This window comes from bacterium (genome assembly GCA_026708055.1).
Classification (GTDB): domain Bacteria; phylum Actinomycetota; class Acidimicrobiia; order Acidimicrobiales; family CATQHL01; genus VXNF01.
This window is the reverse complement of sequence record JAPOVS010000033.1, coordinates 1-17,564: the sequence shown is the minus strand read 5'-3', so window position 1 is coordinate 17,564 and position 17,564 is coordinate 1. Positions and strand designations below refer to the sequence as shown.

Below are 17,564 nucleotides of genomic sequence, written 5' to 3'. Positions count from 1 at the left end.
ACCAACGTCGTCGTGACCGCCGGATTCGCCCTGCCGGGTGTCGTGGTCGCCCTGGCGCTGGTCTTCTGGGCGCTGCAGGTGCCGTTCGCCGAGCACATCTACCAGACCCTGCCGCTGCTGCTGGCGGGCTACGTGCTGCTGTTCGGGGCGCAGGCCGCCGGTGCCGGGCGGGTGGCCGTCGGCGCCGTGCCCCGGCGTCTCAGCGAGAGCGCCCGCATGCTGGGCGCCCGGCGCTGGAGGCGCCTGCGCACCGTCGAGTTGCCGCTCATGGCGCCGGGCCTGCTGGCCGCCGGGGGCCTGGTGTTCCTGTCGGTCATGAAGGAACTGCCGCTGACGCTGCTGCTGCGCCCCACCAACCTGCCGATGCTGTCCGCCGACATCTGGAACTCCACCGAATCGCTCTTCCTGGCACAGGCCGGCGTGGAGTCGCTCGTGCTGGTGGCCGCCGCCGGTGTTCTGACCTGGCTGCTGGTGCTAAGACGCTCCGAACTCGCCTGAACCCGCCCTGGCCAGGACGAACCAGCGAGGGTGGGGGACACCGGGGGCGAAGTCCGGATCGATTACGCAGGCGAGAGACGGACTCGCCACCGGCGGCGCCCGCCCGGTCTCAGGCACCGGCGGGAACCGGTACGACGAGCAGCCGCTCGCTGGTGTAGTGGTCGATCTCCACCGACTCGCCGTCGATGCTGACCGTGGTCGGACCCTCGGGAGGACTGGACGTCACGACCCCGCTGTTGCCGGGACACACCGACGAGTCCTCCAGGAAGTCCAGCACCCCGTCCACGAACTCCAACTCCTCGGTGATGCGCGACACCACGAAACTGCCGCCGGCCTCCACCTCGCTGAGCGCCACGCTCTCCGGTGGGGAGTAGCCGGAGCCCGGGATCGGGTTGCCGTGCGGGCAGGTGGTGGGCCCTCCCAGGAGCTTGCTCATGGCTTCCTCCACGCGGGGCGAGAGCACGTGCTCCCACTTGCCGGCCTCGGCGTGGGCCTCCGCCCACGACAGCCCCAGCACGTCGGTCAGAAAGCGTTCGGCCAGGCGGTGGCGGCGCACCACCTGCCGTGCCAACTGCATGCCGTCGTCGGTGAGCGTGATGCGCCTGCCGGGCTCGAGGAGGCCCTGATCCTGCATCCGCCGGATCATCTCCGACACCGCCGGGCGGGAGATGCCCATGCGATCGGCGATCCGGGCCTGGATGACGTCCAAGTCGTCCTCGGCCAGCTCGAAAATCGTCTCGCAGTACTCCTCGAAGGCCGGGTGGTACTCGGGCGCGGTCCACGTCGCCACGACCTCAGTCTAGTCGCCCCGGCCTGCGGTTTTCCGGCGACTCCAACCCAGGCGAGCCACGTCCAGGAGGTTCCTCGGTCCTGTTCCTCTAGGCTCGCCCGCTGGACAGCGGCGGTAGCGCGCAGGGGCAACACGTGGACCTTCTCGAACACCAGGGCAAGGAGTTCTTCGCCTCCTTCGGGTTGCCCACCTCGCCCGGTGAGGTTGCCTTCAGCCCCACCGAGGCGGTCGCCGCCGCCGACCGGATCGGCTACCCGGTCGTCGTGAAGGCGCAGGTGCACGTGGGCGGCCGCGGCAAGGCCGGCGGCATCAAGCTGGGCGCCGACGCGGGCGAGGTGCGACGCCACGCCGAGGCGATCCTGGGGCTCGACATCCGCGGCCACGTCGTGCGGCGCCTCTGGATCGAGAAGGCCGCCGACATCGCCGAGGAGTACTACGCCGGTTTCACCCTCGACCGCTCGGCCCGCAAGCACCTCGGGATGCTCTCGGCGCGGGGCGGCGTGGACATCGAGGAGGTGGCCGCCACCGCCCCCGAGGCGATCGCCCGCATCCACATCGACCCCACCGAGGGCCTGACGGCCGGGGCCTGCCGTCGGTGGGTGGCCGACGCCAAGCTGAATCCCGCCGTCGGCGAACAGGCCGTCGAGCTGCTGAGCCTGCTGTACCGGGCCTACGTGGAGGGCGACGCCGACCTCGTCGAGGTCAACCCGCTCATCGTCACCGGCGAGGGGCGCCTGCACGTGCTGGACGCCAAAGTCACCCTCGACGGGAACGCAACCTTCCGCCACCCCGGCTACGCCGCCTACGACGAGACCGTCGAGCGCGACGAGCGCGAGCAGGAGGCCCACGCCAGGGGACTGCAGTACGTGGGCCTCGACGGCACCGTGGGCGTCATCGCCAACGGCGCCGGGCTGGCCATGGCCACCGTGGACATCGTGGACGAGGCCGGCGGGGTGCCCGCCAACTTCCTGGACATCGGCGGCGGCGCCAACGCCGACGTCATGTCCGCAGCCCTGGAGGTGGTGGACGGCGACCCCGCTGTGCGTTCCATCTTCATCAACATCTTCGGCGGCATCACCAAGGGCGAGGAGGTGGCCCGCGGCATCATCGAGGCGCTCGGCCGGGTGGACATCGCCTCGCCGATCATCCTGCGTCTCGACGGCACCAACGCCGCCGAGGGCACCGAGATGCTGCGCCCCCACCTCTCCGAGGTGCTGCGCCTCGCCCCCAACATGGTGGAGGCCGCCCGCATGGCAGTCACGGCCGCCGCGTCGGCCGTGACCGACGACTCAGTGGCAGCGGCTGCGTCGCCCGCTGAGCCGGCCTGCTGCGAGGAGCCGGCGTGCTGCGAGGAGCCCGCGCCGTGAGCATCTTCGTGGACGAGAACACCCGGGTCGTCTACCAGGGCCTCACCGGGTCGGCGGGGCGCTACTACGGCCTGCTGAACCGCGACTACGGCACCCAGGTCGTGGCCGGTACGCACCCCCGCAAGGCCGGCAGTGACGTGGACGGCATCCCCATCTTTGCCAACGTGGGCGACGCGGTGGCTGCGACCGGCGCCGACGCCTCGTGCATCTTCGTACCCGCCCCCGGCGTGCCCGGCGCCGTGCTCGAGGCCGCTGAGGGCGGCGTGCGCTTCATCGTGGTGATCACCGAGGGCGTGCCCATGCACGACGAGGCGCGGACCTTCGCCCACCTGCAGCGCCACCACCCCGACGTGCGGCTGCTGGGCCCCAACTGTCCCGGCGTCATCAGCCCCGGCCACTGCAACATCGGCATCACCGCCGGGCACATCGCCCGCCCCGGCGGCCCCGTGGGCATCGTGAGCCGCTCCGGCACCCTCACCTACCAGGCCCTTCACGAGCTCAAGGAGAAGGGGATCGGCTGCACCACCTGCGTCGGCATCGGCGGCGATCCGGTGCCGGGCACCAACTTCATCGACTGCCTGGCCGCCTTCGAGGACGACCCCGAGACCGAGGCCGTCATGCTGATCGGCGAGATCGGCGGATCGGCCGAGGAGGAGGCGGCGGAGTTCATCGCCGAGCGCCTCTCCAAGCCGGTCGTGGCCTACATCGCCGGTATGACCGCCCCGCCCGGCAAGAAGATGGGCCACGCCGGCGCCATCGTCTCCGGCCGCAAGGGCACCGCTGCCGCCAAGGTCGAGGCTCTCGGCGCCGCCGGCGTCCGCGTCGGCAGCAACCCCACCCAGGCCGGCGAGATCATGGCCGAGGTGGTCGCGGGCCTGTAGTTCCGTCCGGTCGGGGGCCGCCAGCGTTCTGCGGCTGTCCGGTCGGGGCCGCCGGTGGTCGTTCGCTCCGTCGTCTTCGCAGGCGTCGCGAATCGCCCCCCGGCGTCCCCTCCCTCGCCGTTCCGTCATTCCGGCGAAGGCCGGAATCCAGGTAGCAGCCCTGTCGGTCCGTTAACGCGAGAGTCCGGCGCCCCCCGGGGGCGCCGGACTCTTAGGTTTTGCTAGCTAGTGCTAGAGGGTTGTTCGCCTAGGTGCAGGCGGGTATGCCCGGGCTCGTGTCGATGTGCTTCTCGTAGAGGTCGTCGAGGGTGCCTCGCGCGATGTAGTACCCCAGCCAGCCGTTCAGGTACTCGAGCCACACGACCTCGCCACGCGGCAGGGCAAATGCGCCGTACTCCGCGGCCAGGAACGGGTCGGTCGGGTCCAGGATGCTGGTGGTCGGGTTCTCGGCCACGAAAGGCTGTGCCAGGTAATTCTCCACCACGATGGCGTCGGCGCGCCCGGAGGCAACCTCGAGGAACGCCGGTGCCTGGTCGAGTTCGACAAGGTTGGCCTCGGAGAACTCTTTGGAGATCAGGTTGGCCGCGGTGGAGCCGGCGAGAGCGGTCATCGTGACGTCGCTGCTGTTCAGATCCGACCGGGTCTTGACCGCCGAGTCGTTGTTCACGACCACGACCTGCCCGTAGGGCACGTACGGGCACGTGAACCAGAGCTGCTCGAGGCGGGCCGGGCGGCCGACGAGGCCAACCGACGCCAGGTCGAACTGGCGGGCGAGCACGCCCGGGATCATCGCTTCGAACTCGAGGTCGTTGATCTCGAGCTCCACGCCGAGGTCCTCGGCCAGCATGTGCATCAGGTCCACGTCGTAGCCGGCGGGCTCGCCGTTCTCGTCGATGTACATCTGCGGCTCGAACTGCAGGACCATGCCGACCCTGAGGGTTCCACGATCCTTGATCTCGTCCAGCAGGTTCCCGCTCACTGTGGCCTGGGCGGCCGAGCCGGACTCGCCCTGGCTCAGCGTGACCTCGTCCTCCTCCGCGGCGGGTGCGGGCGCCGGGGCGGCGTCCTCGGCGGGCGCCGCGGGCGCGGCTCCGTCGTCGGCGGGTGCCGGTGCGGGGGCCGCCTCGGGCGCGGGCGCCGGTGCGGGTGCCGCGTCGTCGTCGCCGTCCCCGCAAGCCGCCGCCAGCAGCGCCACCGCCACCAGCGGAACTATGAACTTCATGAGTCTCCTCATGTACTTCTCCTCCCTCAGGGGTTTTGCTTCAGCGACCGGCGTCTAGCACAAGTGCCCGCGCATCAACCCCTGAGTGAGGCAGTCGCGAAGACTCGCTAGGAGCTTCTACCGATCAATCGGTGAACAGGCTACTGAGTGGCTCTATGAATCGGCCAACCTCAACGCCGAATCGACGCCCCGACTCTCGGCCACCGCTTCCTGCAGGGCCCGGAGTCGCCGGCTCCGGGCACGGGCGAACGGCGAGCGCACCTTCGATGTGAGCACGTCGACGAGCTGGAACCGCTGCTCGATGTACTTGAAGAGGAAGTACGCCGCAGTGGTCAGGATGAGGTAGACGATCACCGTGCCCAGGTACACCTCGAAGTAGCGGAAGGTGCGGTTGGCCAGCAGATTGCTGACCCGCAGCAACTCGGGCACGCCGATGATGTAGACCAGCGAGGAGTCCTTGATCATGCCGATGAACATGTTGCTGGTCGGCGGGACCACGATGCGGGTGGCCTGGGGCATCACCACGCGGAAGAACGTCTGGGGACGGCTCATGCCCACCGACATGGCGGCCTGCCGTTGCCCGTGCGCCACGGCCTGGATCCCGCTGCGGAAGATCTCTCCCAGCCAGCACGAGTACTGCAATGTCAGCGCCAGGACGCCTGCCTGGATGGCGGTGATCGAGAACCCGAAGTGGATGGCGACGCCGTAGTACACGAACAGCACGAAAACCAGCAGGGGGATCGCCCGGAAGACGTTCACGTAGGTCGCCATGATCGGGCTGATGATCCATGACTTGGACAGGCGCAGCAGTGCCACCGCCAAGCCCAGTGCGGTGGCCAGTGCGAAGGCCACCAGGGCGATGCGGATCGTCAGCCACACGCCGTCGATGAAGATTTGACGGTTGTCCCAGATGAACTCCGGGCGGAACCTGGCCTGGGCGAGGATGTCTATCGCCGGTTCGAACATCACAGGATCGACTTCAGGAATGCCTGGGTGCGCGGCTCCTGGGCGTGTTTGTAGAGCTCACGGCCGCCCTGTTCCACCACGACGCCTTCATCCATGAAGATGTTCAGGTCGCCGACCTCCTCGCCGAAGCCCATCTCGTGGGTGACCACCACCATGGTCATCCCCGACTCGGCCAGGCTGCGCATCACCGCGAGCACCTCGCCCACCAACTCGGGGTCCAGTGCCGAGGTGGGCTCGTCGAACAGCATCACCTTCGGTTCCATCACCAGGGACCGGGCGATCGCGACCCGCTGCTGCTGGCCGCCCGAGAGCTGAGTGGGGTAGGCGCCGAGCTTGTCCAGCAGTCCCACCCTGTCCAGGTAGGCGGCGGCGCGCATCTCGGCGTCGGGTCGGGGCATCCGCTTCACCCTGCGGAGGGCCAGAGAAACGTTGTCCAGGGCGGTGACGTGCGGGAACAGGTTGAACTGCTGGAAGACCATGCCGATCTGCTGGCGCAGCAGCCGGGCCTTGCCCTTGGGAAGATCCTCGCCGTCGAGGCCGGGGCCGTACTCCTGGTCCTCGAACCAGACCGAGCCCGAGTCGGGGGTCTCCAGCAGGTTGATCGTGCGGAGCAGGGTGGACTTGCCCGACCCCGAGGGGCCGAAGATCACGACGTGCTCGCCCTTGTGGACGGTGAGGTCGATGCCCTTGAGGACGTGGTTGGATCCGAACGACTTGTGGATGTCCCGCAGCCGGACGACGGGCTGCGGGTCCGAGCCGTTGGTCGGCGTCTCGTTCATGCGTCCAGAAGTATGGGTCGGCCCATCAGCACATCCCTCACTCGAAGGCCCAACGATACGCCAACATCCGGCGGCGGGCGGCCGATAATGGGGGGGTGCGGGCGCTGATCTCTGTCTCGGACCGTTCGGGGGTGGTGGATCTGGCGCGGCGGCTGGTGGCGCTGGGTTGGGAGATCATCTCCAGCGGGGGGACGGCCGGGGTGCTGCGGGACGGCGGTGTGGCGGTGACCGAGGTCGCCGAGCTGACCGGTGCGCCGGAGATGCTGGACGGGCGGGTGAAGACGCTGCACCCGGTGGTGCACGGCGGGATCCTGGCCGACCGTTCCAAGCCCGAGCACATGGCCGACCTGGCTGCGGCGGGCTCCGCGCCCATCGACCTGGTGGTCTGCAACCTGTACCCGTTCGGTTCCGCGCCGTCGGTCGAGATGATCGACATAGGCGGGGTTGCCATGCTGCGCGCCGCCGCCAAGAACCATGCCCACGTCGGTGTCGTGGTGGACCCTGCCGACTACGACGCCGTCGGCGAGGAGATGCAGGGGTCGGGTTCGCTCAGCGAGTCGCTGCGGCGTCACCTGGCGCGTAAGGCGTTCGCCCACTGCTCGCGGTACGACGCGGCCGTGGTCGCGTGGCTGGACGCCGGTGCTCCCGAGCCGGGCGCCGCGGATGGCACAGGGCCGGCTCCGGAGGCACTGCCGGCGTCGCTGTCTCTCCGGCTGCGGCGGGCCGAGGTGCTGCGCTACGGCGAGAACCCGGAACAGGTGGCGGCTCGCTACCGCGTCGGCGACACCGTGAGTTGGTGGGACAGCGCCTCCCAACTCGGCGGCAAGCAGATGTCGTACCTCAACGTCTACGACAGCGACGCCGCCTGGCGCCTCGTGCACGCCCTCGGCTCCGACCCTGCTGCGGTGGTCGTCAAGCACGCCAACCCCTGCGGGGCCGCCGCGCACGACGACATTGCCGAGGCCTGCCGCCGGGTGCACGCCTGCGACCCCACCTCGGCCTTCGGCGGCGTCGTGGCGCTCAACCGGCCGGTCAGCGAGGAGGCGGCCGCCTCGCTGGCGGAGGTGTTCACCGAGGTGGTCGTGGCCCCCGGCTACGATCCCGACGCCCTCGAGCGGCTGCGGGCCAAGCGCAACCTCCGCATCCTGCAGGCCGTCGCACCCGAGTCCCCCGAGCTGCACCTGCGCTCGCTGGGCGACTCGCTGCTGGTGCAGACCGCACCGGCTGACCATGCCGGCGGTGATGACGCCCGACCGGACTGGGAGGTGGTGACCGACCGGGCGCCCGGCGACGGCCAGTGGGTCGACCTCGTCTTCGCCTGGCGGGTCGCGGCGGCGGTGAGTTCCAACGCCATCGTCGTGGCGAAGGACCGCTGCGCCATCGGGATCGGCGCCGGCCAGCAGAACCGGCGCGACGCCGGACGCATCGCCGCCGCCAAGGCGGGCGACCGCGGTCGCGGCGGCGCCTACGCCAGCGACGCCTTCCTCCCGTTCGCCGACGGCCTCGACGGGGCGCTGGAGGCCGGCTGCACCGCGGTCGTCCAGCCCGGCGGGTCGCGCCGCGACGCCGAGGTCATCGAGGCCGCCAACCGCGCGGGCCTCGCCATGGTCTTCACCGGCCAACGCGCCTTCCGGCACTGACACCGTCGCGCCTGACACCCCCAACCGTCTCGCAACCGGGCTGGCCCGACCGGCCGTCGCGTGGGGAGGAGTCGGCGGCGAAGCGAGCACCGGCGAAGGCTGGCAGACTGGACTTGTGGCGGAGAGCGTGCTCGGCGAAGAACTGGAACCCTGTTCCTACGACCCGTTGACCGGATGGTTCCGCGACGGGTGTTGCAACACCGACGCCGGCGACTTCGGCGTGCACACGGTGTGCGCGGTGCTGACCGAGGAGTTCCTGGAGTTCTCCGCCTCGGTGGGCAACGACCTGTCCACGTCCCGTCCCGAGTTCGGCTTCGAGGGGCTCGGTCCGGGTGACCGCTGGTGCCTGTGCGCCTCCCGCTGGGCCGAGGCGCTCGAAGCCGGCAAAGCACCGCCGGTCATCCTCGAGGCCACCCACGCCCGAACCCTCGAGTGGGTCAGCCGCAGCGAACTCGAGGCGCACCGCTACGAGCCGACCGCCGACAGCGCCTGAGGGCGCGGGCCCGTAGCCCGATCCGGCCTACCGCGGTCCTCAGAGTTCGAGGCGGCTGTACCCTGACCCTCCGCCCGGGAGAGCGTCGCCATCGGAGCGGACTTTCCCGCCGAGTCCACATCCCTAACGAGGAGAGCAGCGTGAAGTTCACCCGCCTTCTGCCGATCATCCTGGCCATGGCCACCGCCGTCGCGGCGACCGCCGTGGGGGTCGCCGCCCAGGACGAGGGGTCCGCCGAGGCCGCTGCGGAGGCGCCGCCGCAGGCCGCCGGGCGGGCCTACGCCCGCTACCTGGTGGCCGAGGCCATCGAGCGCTACGACGCCGAGGGTCGGGCGGCCACGCTGGAGCATCTCAACTCGCCGGCGGCACTGGACGGCGAGTGGTACGTGTTCGTGGCCGACAGCGACGGCATCTCACTCGCCAACGCCAACCGGCCCGACATCGTCGGGACCGACCGCTCGAACGCCACCGACGTCACCGGCAAGAACTACGGCCAGGAGATCATCGCCGCGACCGCCGAGGGGCGTTGGGTCGACTACTACTTCACGCACCCGGAGACAGGCGAGGACACGCTGAAGCACACCTGGGCGGTGCGTCACGACGACCTCATCTTCGGTTCCGGCTGGCACCCCTCAGGCGAGGTTCCGGCGAAGAGCGACGTGGCGGCCTACACCCAGCACCTCGTGATCGAGGCCATCGAGCGCTACGAGGCCGACGGTCGCGAGGCTGTGATCGAGTACTACAACAGCCCCGACACCGTCGACGGCCAGTGGTACGTCTTCATCGACCATCCCGACGGCACCATCCTGTCCAACGCCGGCAACCCTGACACAGTCGGAACCGACCTGTCCGGCTACACCGACGTCAACGGCAAGCTGTTCGGCCCGGAGATCCTCGCCGCGGGTACCGGCGGCCGGTGGGTGGACTACTACTTCACCGACCCCAGCGACGGAATGGACCGCCAGAAGCACTCATGGGTGATCCGCTACGACGACCTGCTGTTCGGCTCAGGCTGGTATCAGGTACCCGAAGCAGCCGCCGCGGACACCGACGAGACGAGCGACGGCGAAATGGCCGACGACACGGCCGACGAGACCGGCCCCACCGAGGACTCCGCCACAGGCTGACGGCCCCGGTCTCGGCATGCATGTGCTCAGACGCGTTACCGTTGACGTTAGTAACTCGATGCGTTACTATCGCCGTCGGTGAGGCGCTTCAAGGAGGGTTCGGCGCTTGCCGTCCGACATCCAGCGGCGAGCGCGGGTGAGATTGCAGCGGGTGGTGGCGGCTGCGGCCGTCGCCGACCTTAGGGTACCGCCGTCTCACCGACTCGAAGCCCTGCGGGGAGACCGCAAGGGCCAGTACAGCATCCGCATCAACGACCAGTGGCGTGTCTGCTTCGTTTGGACCGACCAGGGTGCTATGGAGATCGAGGTCACCGATTACCACTGAGGAGGACGATCATGACCGCCGCCGAACCGATACATCCAGGAGAACACCTCGCGGAGATTATGGAGGAGTTGGGGATCACCCAGTACCGCTTGGCCAAGACGGTGGGGGTTCCCCAGGTGCGAATCCACGACATCGTCCACTGTCGGAGGTCCGTCACGGCGGACACGGCGCTGCGGATCGGCCGAGCTCTCGGCATGACCCCGGAGTTCTGGCTGAACCTGCAGCGGATGTACGACTTGGACGTAGCCCGCGCCAGGACCGACGTGAGCGCCATCGAACCCCTTGTCGAGGTCGCCTGACCGCTCCTCGAGCATCTGCGCGTCATCGGCGGCTCACGAGGGTGCTCCCGGCCGGTAGATGTGGCGGCGAATGAACTCGTCGAAGGTCGGCACGGTGAAGGCGAGCACATCGTGGCGGGGGGAGTAGCAGAGGCCGCGGGCGATGAGGGCTTGGCGCACCGGCGCGAGCTGGGTCGTCTTGCGCCCCAGCGCTCTGGCGATGTCGCCTGAGCGGTGCGGGCCGGGGCCCATCGCCGCCATGGCGGACAGGTAGGCCCGCTGGGCGTCGGTGGTGCGATCCATCCGGACCCGGAAGAATCCGGCGTCGAGTTCGGCGACCGCGACCGGAGCGGCGTCCAGCACGTCCGTGCGTGTGATCCGGTCGGGGCCCTCGGCCGTGCGCCAGACCTGCCGACCGAACTCCTGCAGGAAGTAGGGGTAGCCGGCTGTGCGCCGCAGGGCCTCCTCGAGCGCTGCGTCGTCCCATGTGACGCCCTCGGCGGCGGCGGGCTCGGCCAAGGCTCGGACGGCCGCCTCCTCGTCGAGCCTGTTGATCTCGACGAATCCGAAGAGTCGTTCGGCGTAGGTCCGAGCCTCGCCGAGCAGCCCGAGGATCGACGGAAGCCCCGCTCCGGCGACGAGCAGCGGCAGGTCTGCCTGGCTGATCTCGTGAAGCGCCATCACCAGCGAGCGCAGATGCTCCTTCGGCAGGTTCTGGATCTCGTCGATGGTCAGGACGACTCCCTTGTCCCGCTCTGCGGCGTGCTCGGCGACCGTTCGCAGGAGGTCGGTCAGGTCGCGTTGCAGGATGCCCGAATCCGCCAGGCCGCTGACGGGGTCGACCGTGAGAGTGAGCGTCCTCGCGGCCGGGACGTCCCAGGACAGCTGGAACGACTTCAGCACCCCGAGGACTCTCGACGCCGCCTGCACGAGGCGCCGGCCCGGGCTCAGATCCAGCAGCGCGCCCCGGGCCGCCGCGGCGATCTGCGCCACGAAGTTGTCGCCCTCACCTATCTCGACGTGCTGGCAGGACCAGCCGTGCCCAGCGGCGATGTCCCGGAACTCGCGCAGGAGAACGGTCTTGCCCACGCCGCGCAGGCCCGTCAGCACCTGGCTCCTGTCGGAGCGCCCCACCGCCAGCCGCCGAACAGCCACATCGAACGCGGCGATCTCGTCGTCGCGCCCGGCGAGAGCCGGCGGGCGCTTGCCCGCGCCCGGACTGTAAGGATTCGCGACCGGATCGATGGGATGACCTCCGGGACAGCCTGCCGGTCCGGGAGAGCTTATAGCGATCTGAGCTGTTTATACGAGAAATCGATATAAGCCTCTCAAATCGATATAAGTTTGCCGGATCCAGTTGGTGAGCAGCTCGTCACACCAGGCCGACAGCCGCTGTCAACTACGGCCGTTATCCCAGTTCAGGAGGGCATTTCGCTGGACTTCCACACCCCCAAGACGATCAGTGGATCCAGGCTCAGTGGGGTCCGTGTTGTGCTGCGCGCCGGTAGGCGGCGAGTTCGTCGGGCTCGAGTTCTTCGGATGGAACGAGGTGGTAGTGGTGTTCGTGGAGAATGGTGATCTCATCGTTGCCTTCTTCGAAATTCGAACAGAGCGATCACGTCGTCGCCCATGAACTGTGCTGCGATCGGGCGGGCGATCAGGTCGGCGAACTTCTGCTCGGCGACTCAGAAGTCCTGCCAGATCTGGATCACGCTGAGCGCGTCCGATCCTCCCTTTGCTTGTACCGGCAGGATGTGGTGGGCGCCGTGTTTGTCGAGGCCGACGTAGAGGTCGTCGGTTTCGACCTGGGAGCTGCTGGGGGTCCCGTCGATGGAGTTCGCGATCGTTACGCTCGTGCGGAGATGGCTCTGCAGGTGATAGCAGGCGAGTCCGGTGAAAATGTCGAGCAGCCGGTTGTAGCGAACCCGGGCGAGTAGAGCCTGTTCATCGGTGAGCGCGTACCTCGATATCACGCCGGGCGTGGAATTCGGCAGCCGTGTTGCTCGCAGGCCTTGGCGGGGTTCGATGAGGTTGAACGGAACGGTACGCAGCGAGTAGACGGCGTTGCCACCGGGGAATATCGCCCATTCCCGTCCCGAGGGCGCTTGGCGTCGGACTTCCTCTGGGAGCGGCACCCGGTAGCGAAGCGAGTAGACAATGTCTCCGAGGTTCTTCGGGCGGGGCACTCCGAGAGCCTTCGCCGTGGCGACAAGATCGTCCCGCGTGAACGAAACCTCGTGGGAGTCGGGGCTGAACCGCTGAAGGAAGATCTTCTCAATTATCTGCTGAGCGATGCTCGCTGCCTTGGGGGACATCTGAGGCCGGACCGACGGTCGGGTACCGCTACCGGCTCATCGCGCGGCGGCTACGCGTTCGCTAGCGGGCCGGCGTAGAACCAGCACTTCCTCGCGGAGCTGGTCGCGTGTCGCTGTGGCATGGCGCGTGCGGAACAGGTCGATCGATTCCACTTCGTATCCGGCGCGTTCGGCGATTCCGGCAAGGATCTGCCCGGTGCGGATCATCACCCTCAGATAGGAGGCCTGGTCGCCTACGACGTATGCCAGAGGGGCACCCGGCTTGAGCACGCGGCGCAGCGACTCCAGGTGCCGCGCCATCCCGCCGAAGTAGAGCCTGGTGACGCGGTGGTACATGCGCTCGAAACCCGAATCCTTGCCGAGGTCGAGGCGGCGCGTTTCGATGGCCGCGGCGATCCGCTCAACCTCGGTGTCGTCGCGGATCCAGGCGTCGTCCTCGTCGTTGCGATAGACGCCCCGCGTGTTGGACCGCACGAGGCCGCGCTTCATCGACTGGAGGTCCGCACGATCGTTCAGGTAGCCGAGGAGGACCGACTCGAGGCGGACCGTGCGCGAATAGTCCTTCTCGTTCGGATACGGCGGCGAGGTGATGACCGCGTCGACGCTGTCGGGCTTGAGTTGCTGGCCGACGGCACGGGCATCGCCGGCCAGAGCCACTGCCGCCGTCGAATCCAGGGGTCGAAGTCGGTGCAGGTCCGCGCACATCGCGCGCACCCGTGCCAGCCACGCGGACACGACCGCCGCATCGCGCTTGACCGTTCCCACACCCACCTCCGGGCCGAACCGGAGGTTGCCCACCTCGGTGGGGAGGATCCGAGCCAGCGCCAATCGCTCGTGGTCCGTGAACCTGGGGTCGTGCTCACCCTCTAGCGCATCACGCAAGACGAGCACCTTGTGCAGGGGCAGGACGCTGATGGAGTCCTTGAGCAGCAGCTTGGCACTCGGCGAAGGCAGCGAGCGAAGCCTGACACCTGGCGGGGCCGAGTCGGTCGGTTCGTCGGATATACCGTCGGCGGCCAGGCGAGCCAGAGCCTTCTCCGCGACGAGTTCCGCGTGTTGCAGCAACTCGTCGGGTACGGGAGCCCAGTCAACCTTGGTAGAGGCTGCCAGCCGCGACACCGGCACCGCTTCGAGGCCGACGCTGGGCACGCCGAGTTTCTTCGCCTCAACGAGGGTCGTGCCCGTCCCGCAGAACGGATCGAGCAGCGTACTGTCGGTTCCGAGTCCGAACCTCGACACGTAGTCACGAACGAGATGGGGAGGAAAGGACAGCACGAAGCGATACCAATCGTGGGCGGGGGCATCCCCCGCGAGCAGCGTGTTCATCGCCCCGTTTGTCTGTGGACGCGGCGACCGAGGCATGTCGGCCACCGTAGACCACGACTCGCTCCCCGGAAGGGACATCAGGAACGGCTCGCCGGGGCTCGGAATCGGACGGGCCGACCGATCTGCTTCTTCCATCTGAGCCTCCTGCCGTGCGGGACGACACGAGACCGTAGAGACCCACTGTGACACTGAGGGAGCGAAGGTGGGTCCAACGGGAGCCCTCCTGGCGCGATCCCCACCGCTGGCAGCTCAGGCGCCCACTGGGGGTGCGCCAACAACAGATCATCAACCGTCACAGATTGTGTGGTCACGAGGGTGCCCAAGTCGTGGTTCATGCCAGGCCCCCAGGGTCTGGGGCTGTTCTGCCCCCCAGTCTTGGACACCCTCAACCTCTCGAACGCGGACCCCTCCCCTTGGAACCAATCATCTAGGGCGGGCGGCGCCGGGGTCGGAGCGGGTCTGGCGGATGGTCCGGCCAGCTGTGTCGGGGCGGTCCTGGGGCTGGTGGCCGGCGTCGGCGTCGCCGGCGAGGACCTGATGGTGCAGGTGGCGGCGCAGGGCGGGGGCCCGGGAGCGGAGGTAGTCGAGTGTGGCGGCTCGGTTCGTCTCGAAGACGCCGTCGGCGGGGAGGGTGCCGGGATCTTCGAGCAGGTCGATGATCCGGGACAACTCGAAGCTCGCGGGGGTGGCGCCGTAGCGGGCCTCGTGGAATAGCAGGCCGTCCTCCAGGCTGTAGGGGCTCTCGGCTTCGATGGCGGCCAAGTCGATGTAGTCGCGGAGCATCTGGCGGTACAGCAGCAGGTCCAGCTTCGAGGCCAGCAGGTCAGGCAGCGACGCCACGGGGAGGCCGTCGATCACCGCCGGCGGTGCCAGGGTCCGCTCAACGCCGGGGTTGTAGCCCCGCGGCGGGGGGCGGAACACCTCCACGGTCACGCCGTTGGCGACGACTCGCAGAGCGTCGGGGTCTTGGCCGAGCGCGCGGCACTCGGTGCCCGCGGTGAGGCGCTCTGCGACGATCGCCGGGTCGAACGGGCCGGCGACGAGGTAGTCCAGATCGAACGACTGGCGGTGGCGGAGGTGAATCGCGAGGGCCGTGCCGCCGTACAGGGCGCCGTCTACTTCGGCAACCGCGGACGCGAGCACCGGCCACACCGCTCGCAGGTTCAACGGCAGGCAGTCCGCCCAGCCGTCGATCTCAGCCACAGGCGACGGAGCGACGTTCGGCCAGCGCGGCGTCAAGCGCCGCGGCGACCTGGCCACTGTCGAAGCCGCGCATCGCTCGGCATTCCTCGAGGGTCTCGATGGGTAGGTGCTGCAGCGCCCAAGCCTGGGCAGCGCGGTCGGGGCAGTCCAACAGCGTGCATGCCACATGGAAGGCGTCTCGGGGGAGGCGAGCGTCGCTGCCGCGGGAGCCGGACCAGAACATCGCCCAGAACTCCGCGGGCACACCGGGCGGGCAGGGCCCGAGGGGCGGCGCGGGGCGGCGCGGCAGAAACGCCAACGCCTGCACGCACGCCTCGCTGAGGTCGAGGCGCCACAGGCGCACCTCGACGAGTCCGCAGCCCCACAGGACCTTCTCGGGCGCGCAGCGAGCGAACCCGCGGGCCTCCAAGGCGTCTAGCGCCTGGCGGCTCTGCGGCTCCGGCAGGCCAGACAGGGCGGCCACCTGGCGGGACGTGGTCCCGCGGGGCCGGGAACGCAACACGCCAATCACCGAGCGCCACGCCGGCGGCCACGCCACCGTCGGATCGGCGGCCCGCTCAGCGTCAGGCCGAGTCGGTGCCCCAGCAGGCGCAACAACTGCCATCGCCCCAGCCTACGAGGCTGCCGCGGGCCGGCCCTCGCCGGAGTCACTCCCCGCTAATTCCCGAAGCGCCGGCAAACCTCTCAAATCGATACAGCTATGACGGAATCCAGGTTCGGGCGGTGCGGTGCGTCTTGGCTAGTTGACGCTGAGGCGGAGTTCGGTGAGGCCGCGGATGGCGAACGCTTGGTGGCGGGTCGGTTCTTCGGCCAGTTCCATGTCGGGGAAGTGCCGGACGAGGTCTGCGAAGGCGACGGCCAACTCGGCGCGTGCCAGCGGCGCTCCGACGCAGAAGTGGGTGCCCCCGCCGAAACCGATGTGGGTGGGATCGCCCCGGCCCACGTCGAGGCGGTCGGGGGAGTCGAACCGGCGGGGATCGCGCTGGGCCGACCCGAAGAGCATGACCACGTCGTCGCCGACGGCCATCGGCCGGCCTGCGATCTCGACGCCGGGCTCCAGCACCCAGCGGTTGAAGAACTGCAGCGGGGAGTCGTAGCGCAGCAACTCCTCGGTCGCCGTGGCCGCGTCCACCTCACCGCTGACCATCCGGCGCCACTCATCGGGGTTCTGCAGGAGGGCGCGCGTCCCGTTGCCGAGGGTGTTGACGGTGGCCTCGTGGCCCGCTTCGAGCAGGACCATCGTTGTCGAGACGATCTCGTCGTTGCTGAGCCGGTCGCCGGCGTCGGAGGTCTCCACCAGCTTCGAGACCAGCGTGCCGTCGGGTGAGCGGCGCTTGTCCTCGATCAGCGCCTTCGTGTAGTCGATGAACTCACCGGCGGCCGTCTCGGCCCGAACCTTCAGTTCCTCGGGGACCGTGAACTCGTACATCTTGACGATGGCGTGGGACCAGTCCAGCAGGAGGTGAGTGTCACGGCGGGGGACGCCCAGAACCTCGCCGACGACGGCCACCGAGAAGAGTTGGGCGTAGTCGCTCAGCAGGTCGAAGGTCCCCATCTCCCGGCACTGTTCCACCAGCTCACGGGACAGCTCGCCGATGCGCGGCCCGAGAACGGTCACCGAGCGCGGAGTGAACACCTTCGAGACGAGCCGCCGGATGCGGGTGTGGTCGGGAGGCTCGAGGCTCAGCAGCGACCACTTCTCGTGCTGGTTGAACGAGGCCCAGCGTGGGTCCGGCCCGGGCTGTCCCAGTTCCTCGTGGCTGTACATGTGGTCGTAGACGCGGCCCAGCCGTCGGTCCCGCAGCGTCTCGTAGACGTCGTCGAACCGGGTGAGCATCCACTGACCCGTCCGGGGGCTGTGGAAGATCGGCGTCGCCTCCCGCAGCCGCCCCAGAGTCGGGTAGGGATCGTCGATGAACACAGGATCGTAGAAGTCCAGCTCGTCTACCAGGTCCGACACGACGCTCATCATCCCACTGTAGGTGACATCCGAGAGGCGTTCGTCCGGTTCCTGGCGGTATACTCTACGGTATGCCTGAATCGACTACCATCAAGGTCTCGATCCGGACCCGGGATGCGCTGCGCCAGCTCGCCGATCGCGAGGGGCTCACGTTCGATGCGCAACTCGAGAAGCTGATCCGGCGGGAACGTCGGCGGATCATCGGGGCTCAGCTCGCGAGCGCCCCACTCGACGCCGCCGACGAGGCCGTGCTGGATGTGTCCGCGAGCGACATCGCCGATGCGAGCGGGTGACGTCGTCCGCTGCGACTTCGGGACACCGGCGCGGGGCGAGCCGAGATTCGTCCGACCGGCGATCGTTGTCACCTCCGACGATGTGCTGGAGTTCCGGCAAC

The 17,564-nt window shown here is 68.9% G+C and carries 18 protein-coding genes and 1 pseudogene; 9 read left to right on the top strand and 10 right to left on the bottom strand.

All coding sequences use genetic code 11. From position 1 onward, the window contains the following. Window positions 1–498: ABC transporter permease subunit (locus OXG55_06385; GenBank protein MCY4102873.1), on the top strand; the 498-nt coding region annotated here is incomplete at its 5' end. 109 nt (window positions 499–607) lie between these two features. Here the strand turns inward: OXG55_06385 and OXG55_06380 are convergent. After that, a complete protein-coding gene (locus OXG55_06380) occupies window positions 608–1,288 on the bottom strand; it encodes a metal-dependent transcriptional regulator (GenBank protein ID MCY4102872.1) in 681 nt (226 codons plus the stop codon). A 134-nt stretch (window positions 1,289–1,422) separates the two neighbouring features. Here OXG55_06380 and sucC point away from each other — a divergent pair, with 134 nt between their 5' ends. Then, window positions 1,423–2,655, top strand: a complete 1,233-nt coding sequence (gene sucC, locus OXG55_06375; GenBank protein ID MCY4102871.1) for an ADP-forming succinate--CoA ligase subunit beta — start codon at window positions 1,423–1,425, stop codon at window positions 2,653–2,655. Beyond that, window positions 2,652–3,536 carry a succinate--CoA ligase subunit alpha gene (gene sucD / locus OXG55_06370; GenBank protein ID MCY4102870.1) on the top strand — a complete coding sequence of 295 codons (885 nt, stop codon included), beginning with the start codon at window positions 2,652–2,654 and terminating at the stop codon, window positions 3,534–3,536. The genes sucC and sucD overlap by 4 nt, the downstream gene beginning before the upstream one ends. A gap of 247 nt (window positions 3,537–3,783) precedes the next feature. Here sucD and OXG55_06365 read toward each other — a convergent pair whose 3' ends face one another. The 3 genes from OXG55_06365 to OXG55_06355 all read right to left on the bottom strand — a co-directional run bounded on the left by OXG55_06365 (window position 3,784) and on the right by OXG55_06355 (window position 6,503). After that, window positions 3,784–4,770, bottom strand: a complete 987-nt coding sequence (locus OXG55_06365; protein ID MCY4102869.1) for a transporter substrate-binding domain-containing protein — start codon at window positions 4,768–4,770, stop codon at window positions 3,784–3,786. A 141-nt stretch (window positions 4,771–4,911) separates the two neighbouring features. After that, entirely contained in the window at window positions 4,912–5,724 is an 813-nt protein-coding gene (locus OXG55_06360) for an amino acid ABC transporter permease (GenBank protein MCY4102868.1), read from the bottom strand. Then, window positions 5,724–6,503 (bottom strand): amino acid ABC transporter ATP-binding protein, encoded by a 780-nt coding sequence (locus OXG55_06355; protein ID MCY4102867.1) that lies wholly within the window; start codon window positions 6,501–6,503, stop codon window positions 5,724–5,726. Before OXG55_06355 ends, OXG55_06360 begins: the two co-directional genes overlap by 1 nt. Window positions 6,504–6,598: 95 nt before the next feature. Here OXG55_06355 and purH point away from each other — a divergent pair, with 95 nt between their 5' ends. The 5 genes and pseudogenes from purH (at window position 6,599) to OXG55_06330 (ending at window position 10,387) form a co-directional block, all read left to right on the top strand. Beyond that, window positions 6,599–8,143, top strand: coding sequence for a bifunctional phosphoribosylaminoimidazolecarboxamide formyltransferase/IMP cyclohydrolase (purH, locus tag OXG55_06350; protein MCY4102866.1), 1,545 nt, complete (start codon window positions 6,599–6,601; stop codon window positions 8,141–8,143). A 115-nt stretch (window positions 8,144–8,258) separates the two neighbouring features. Continuing rightward, complete coding sequence (locus tag OXG55_06345; protein MCY4102865.1) at window positions 8,259–8,636, top strand: DUF2237 domain-containing protein; 378 nt, start codon at window positions 8,259–8,261, stop codon at window positions 8,634–8,636. Window positions 8,637–8,776: 140 nt separating this feature from the next. Next, a complete protein-coding gene (locus OXG55_06340) occupies window positions 8,777–9,763 on the top strand; it encodes a cache domain-containing protein (protein ID MCY4102864.1) in 987 nt (328 codons plus the stop codon). 94 nt (window positions 9,764–9,857) lie between these two features. Then, a pseudogene (locus tag OXG55_06335) lies at window positions 9,858–10,088 on the top strand (type II toxin-antitoxin system RelE/ParE family toxin). A gap of 11 nt (window positions 10,089–10,099) precedes the next feature. After that, window positions 10,100–10,387 carry a HigA family addiction module antitoxin gene (locus tag OXG55_06330; GenBank protein MCY4102863.1) on the top strand — a complete coding sequence of 96 codons (288 nt, stop codon included), beginning with the start codon at window positions 10,100–10,102 and terminating at the stop codon, window positions 10,385–10,387. A 33-nt stretch (window positions 10,388–10,420) separates the two neighbouring features. Here OXG55_06330 and OXG55_06325 read toward each other — a convergent pair whose 3' ends face one another. From OXG55_06325 to OXG55_06300, 6 genes are all read right to left on the bottom strand, one after another. Continuing rightward, window positions 10,421–11,611 carry an ATP-binding protein gene (locus OXG55_06325; protein MCY4102862.1) on the bottom strand — a complete coding sequence of 397 codons (1,191 nt, stop codon included), beginning with the start codon at window positions 11,609–11,611 and terminating at the stop codon, window positions 10,421–10,423. A 440-nt stretch (window positions 11,612–12,051) separates the two neighbouring features. Continuing rightward, window positions 12,052–12,681, bottom strand: a complete 630-nt coding sequence (locus OXG55_06320; protein MCY4102861.1) for an endonuclease — start codon at window positions 12,679–12,681, stop codon at window positions 12,052–12,054. Between the two features lie 36 nt (window positions 12,682–12,717). After that, entirely contained in the window at window positions 12,718–14,007 is a 1,290-nt protein-coding gene (locus OXG55_06315) for a DNA methyltransferase (protein ID MCY4102860.1), read from the bottom strand. 423 nt (window positions 14,008–14,430) lie between these two features. After that, entirely contained in the window at window positions 14,431–15,210 is a 780-nt protein-coding gene (locus tag OXG55_06310; GenBank protein MCY4102859.1) for a nucleotidyl transferase AbiEii/AbiGii toxin family protein, read from the bottom strand. After that, window positions 15,203–15,814, bottom strand: a complete 612-nt coding sequence (locus tag OXG55_06305) for a hypothetical protein (protein ID MCY4102858.1) — start codon at window positions 15,812–15,814, stop codon at window positions 15,203–15,205. Before OXG55_06305 ends, OXG55_06310 begins: the two co-directional genes overlap by 8 nt. 135 nt (window positions 15,815–15,949) lie before the next feature. Next, the gene (locus OXG55_06300; protein ID MCY4102857.1) at window positions 15,950–17,179 is read right to left on the bottom strand and encodes a cytochrome P450; all 1,230 of its coding nucleotides are present in this window, start codon (window positions 17,177–17,179) and stop codon (window positions 15,950–15,952) included. Between the two features lie 62 nt (window positions 17,180–17,241). Between OXG55_06300 and OXG55_06295 the strand changes: the two genes are divergently transcribed. Next, window positions 17,242–17,463, top strand: a complete 222-nt coding sequence (locus OXG55_06295; protein MCY4102856.1) for a hypothetical protein — start codon at window positions 17,242–17,244, stop codon at window positions 17,461–17,463. Window positions 17,464–17,564: the final 101 nt, after the last annotated feature.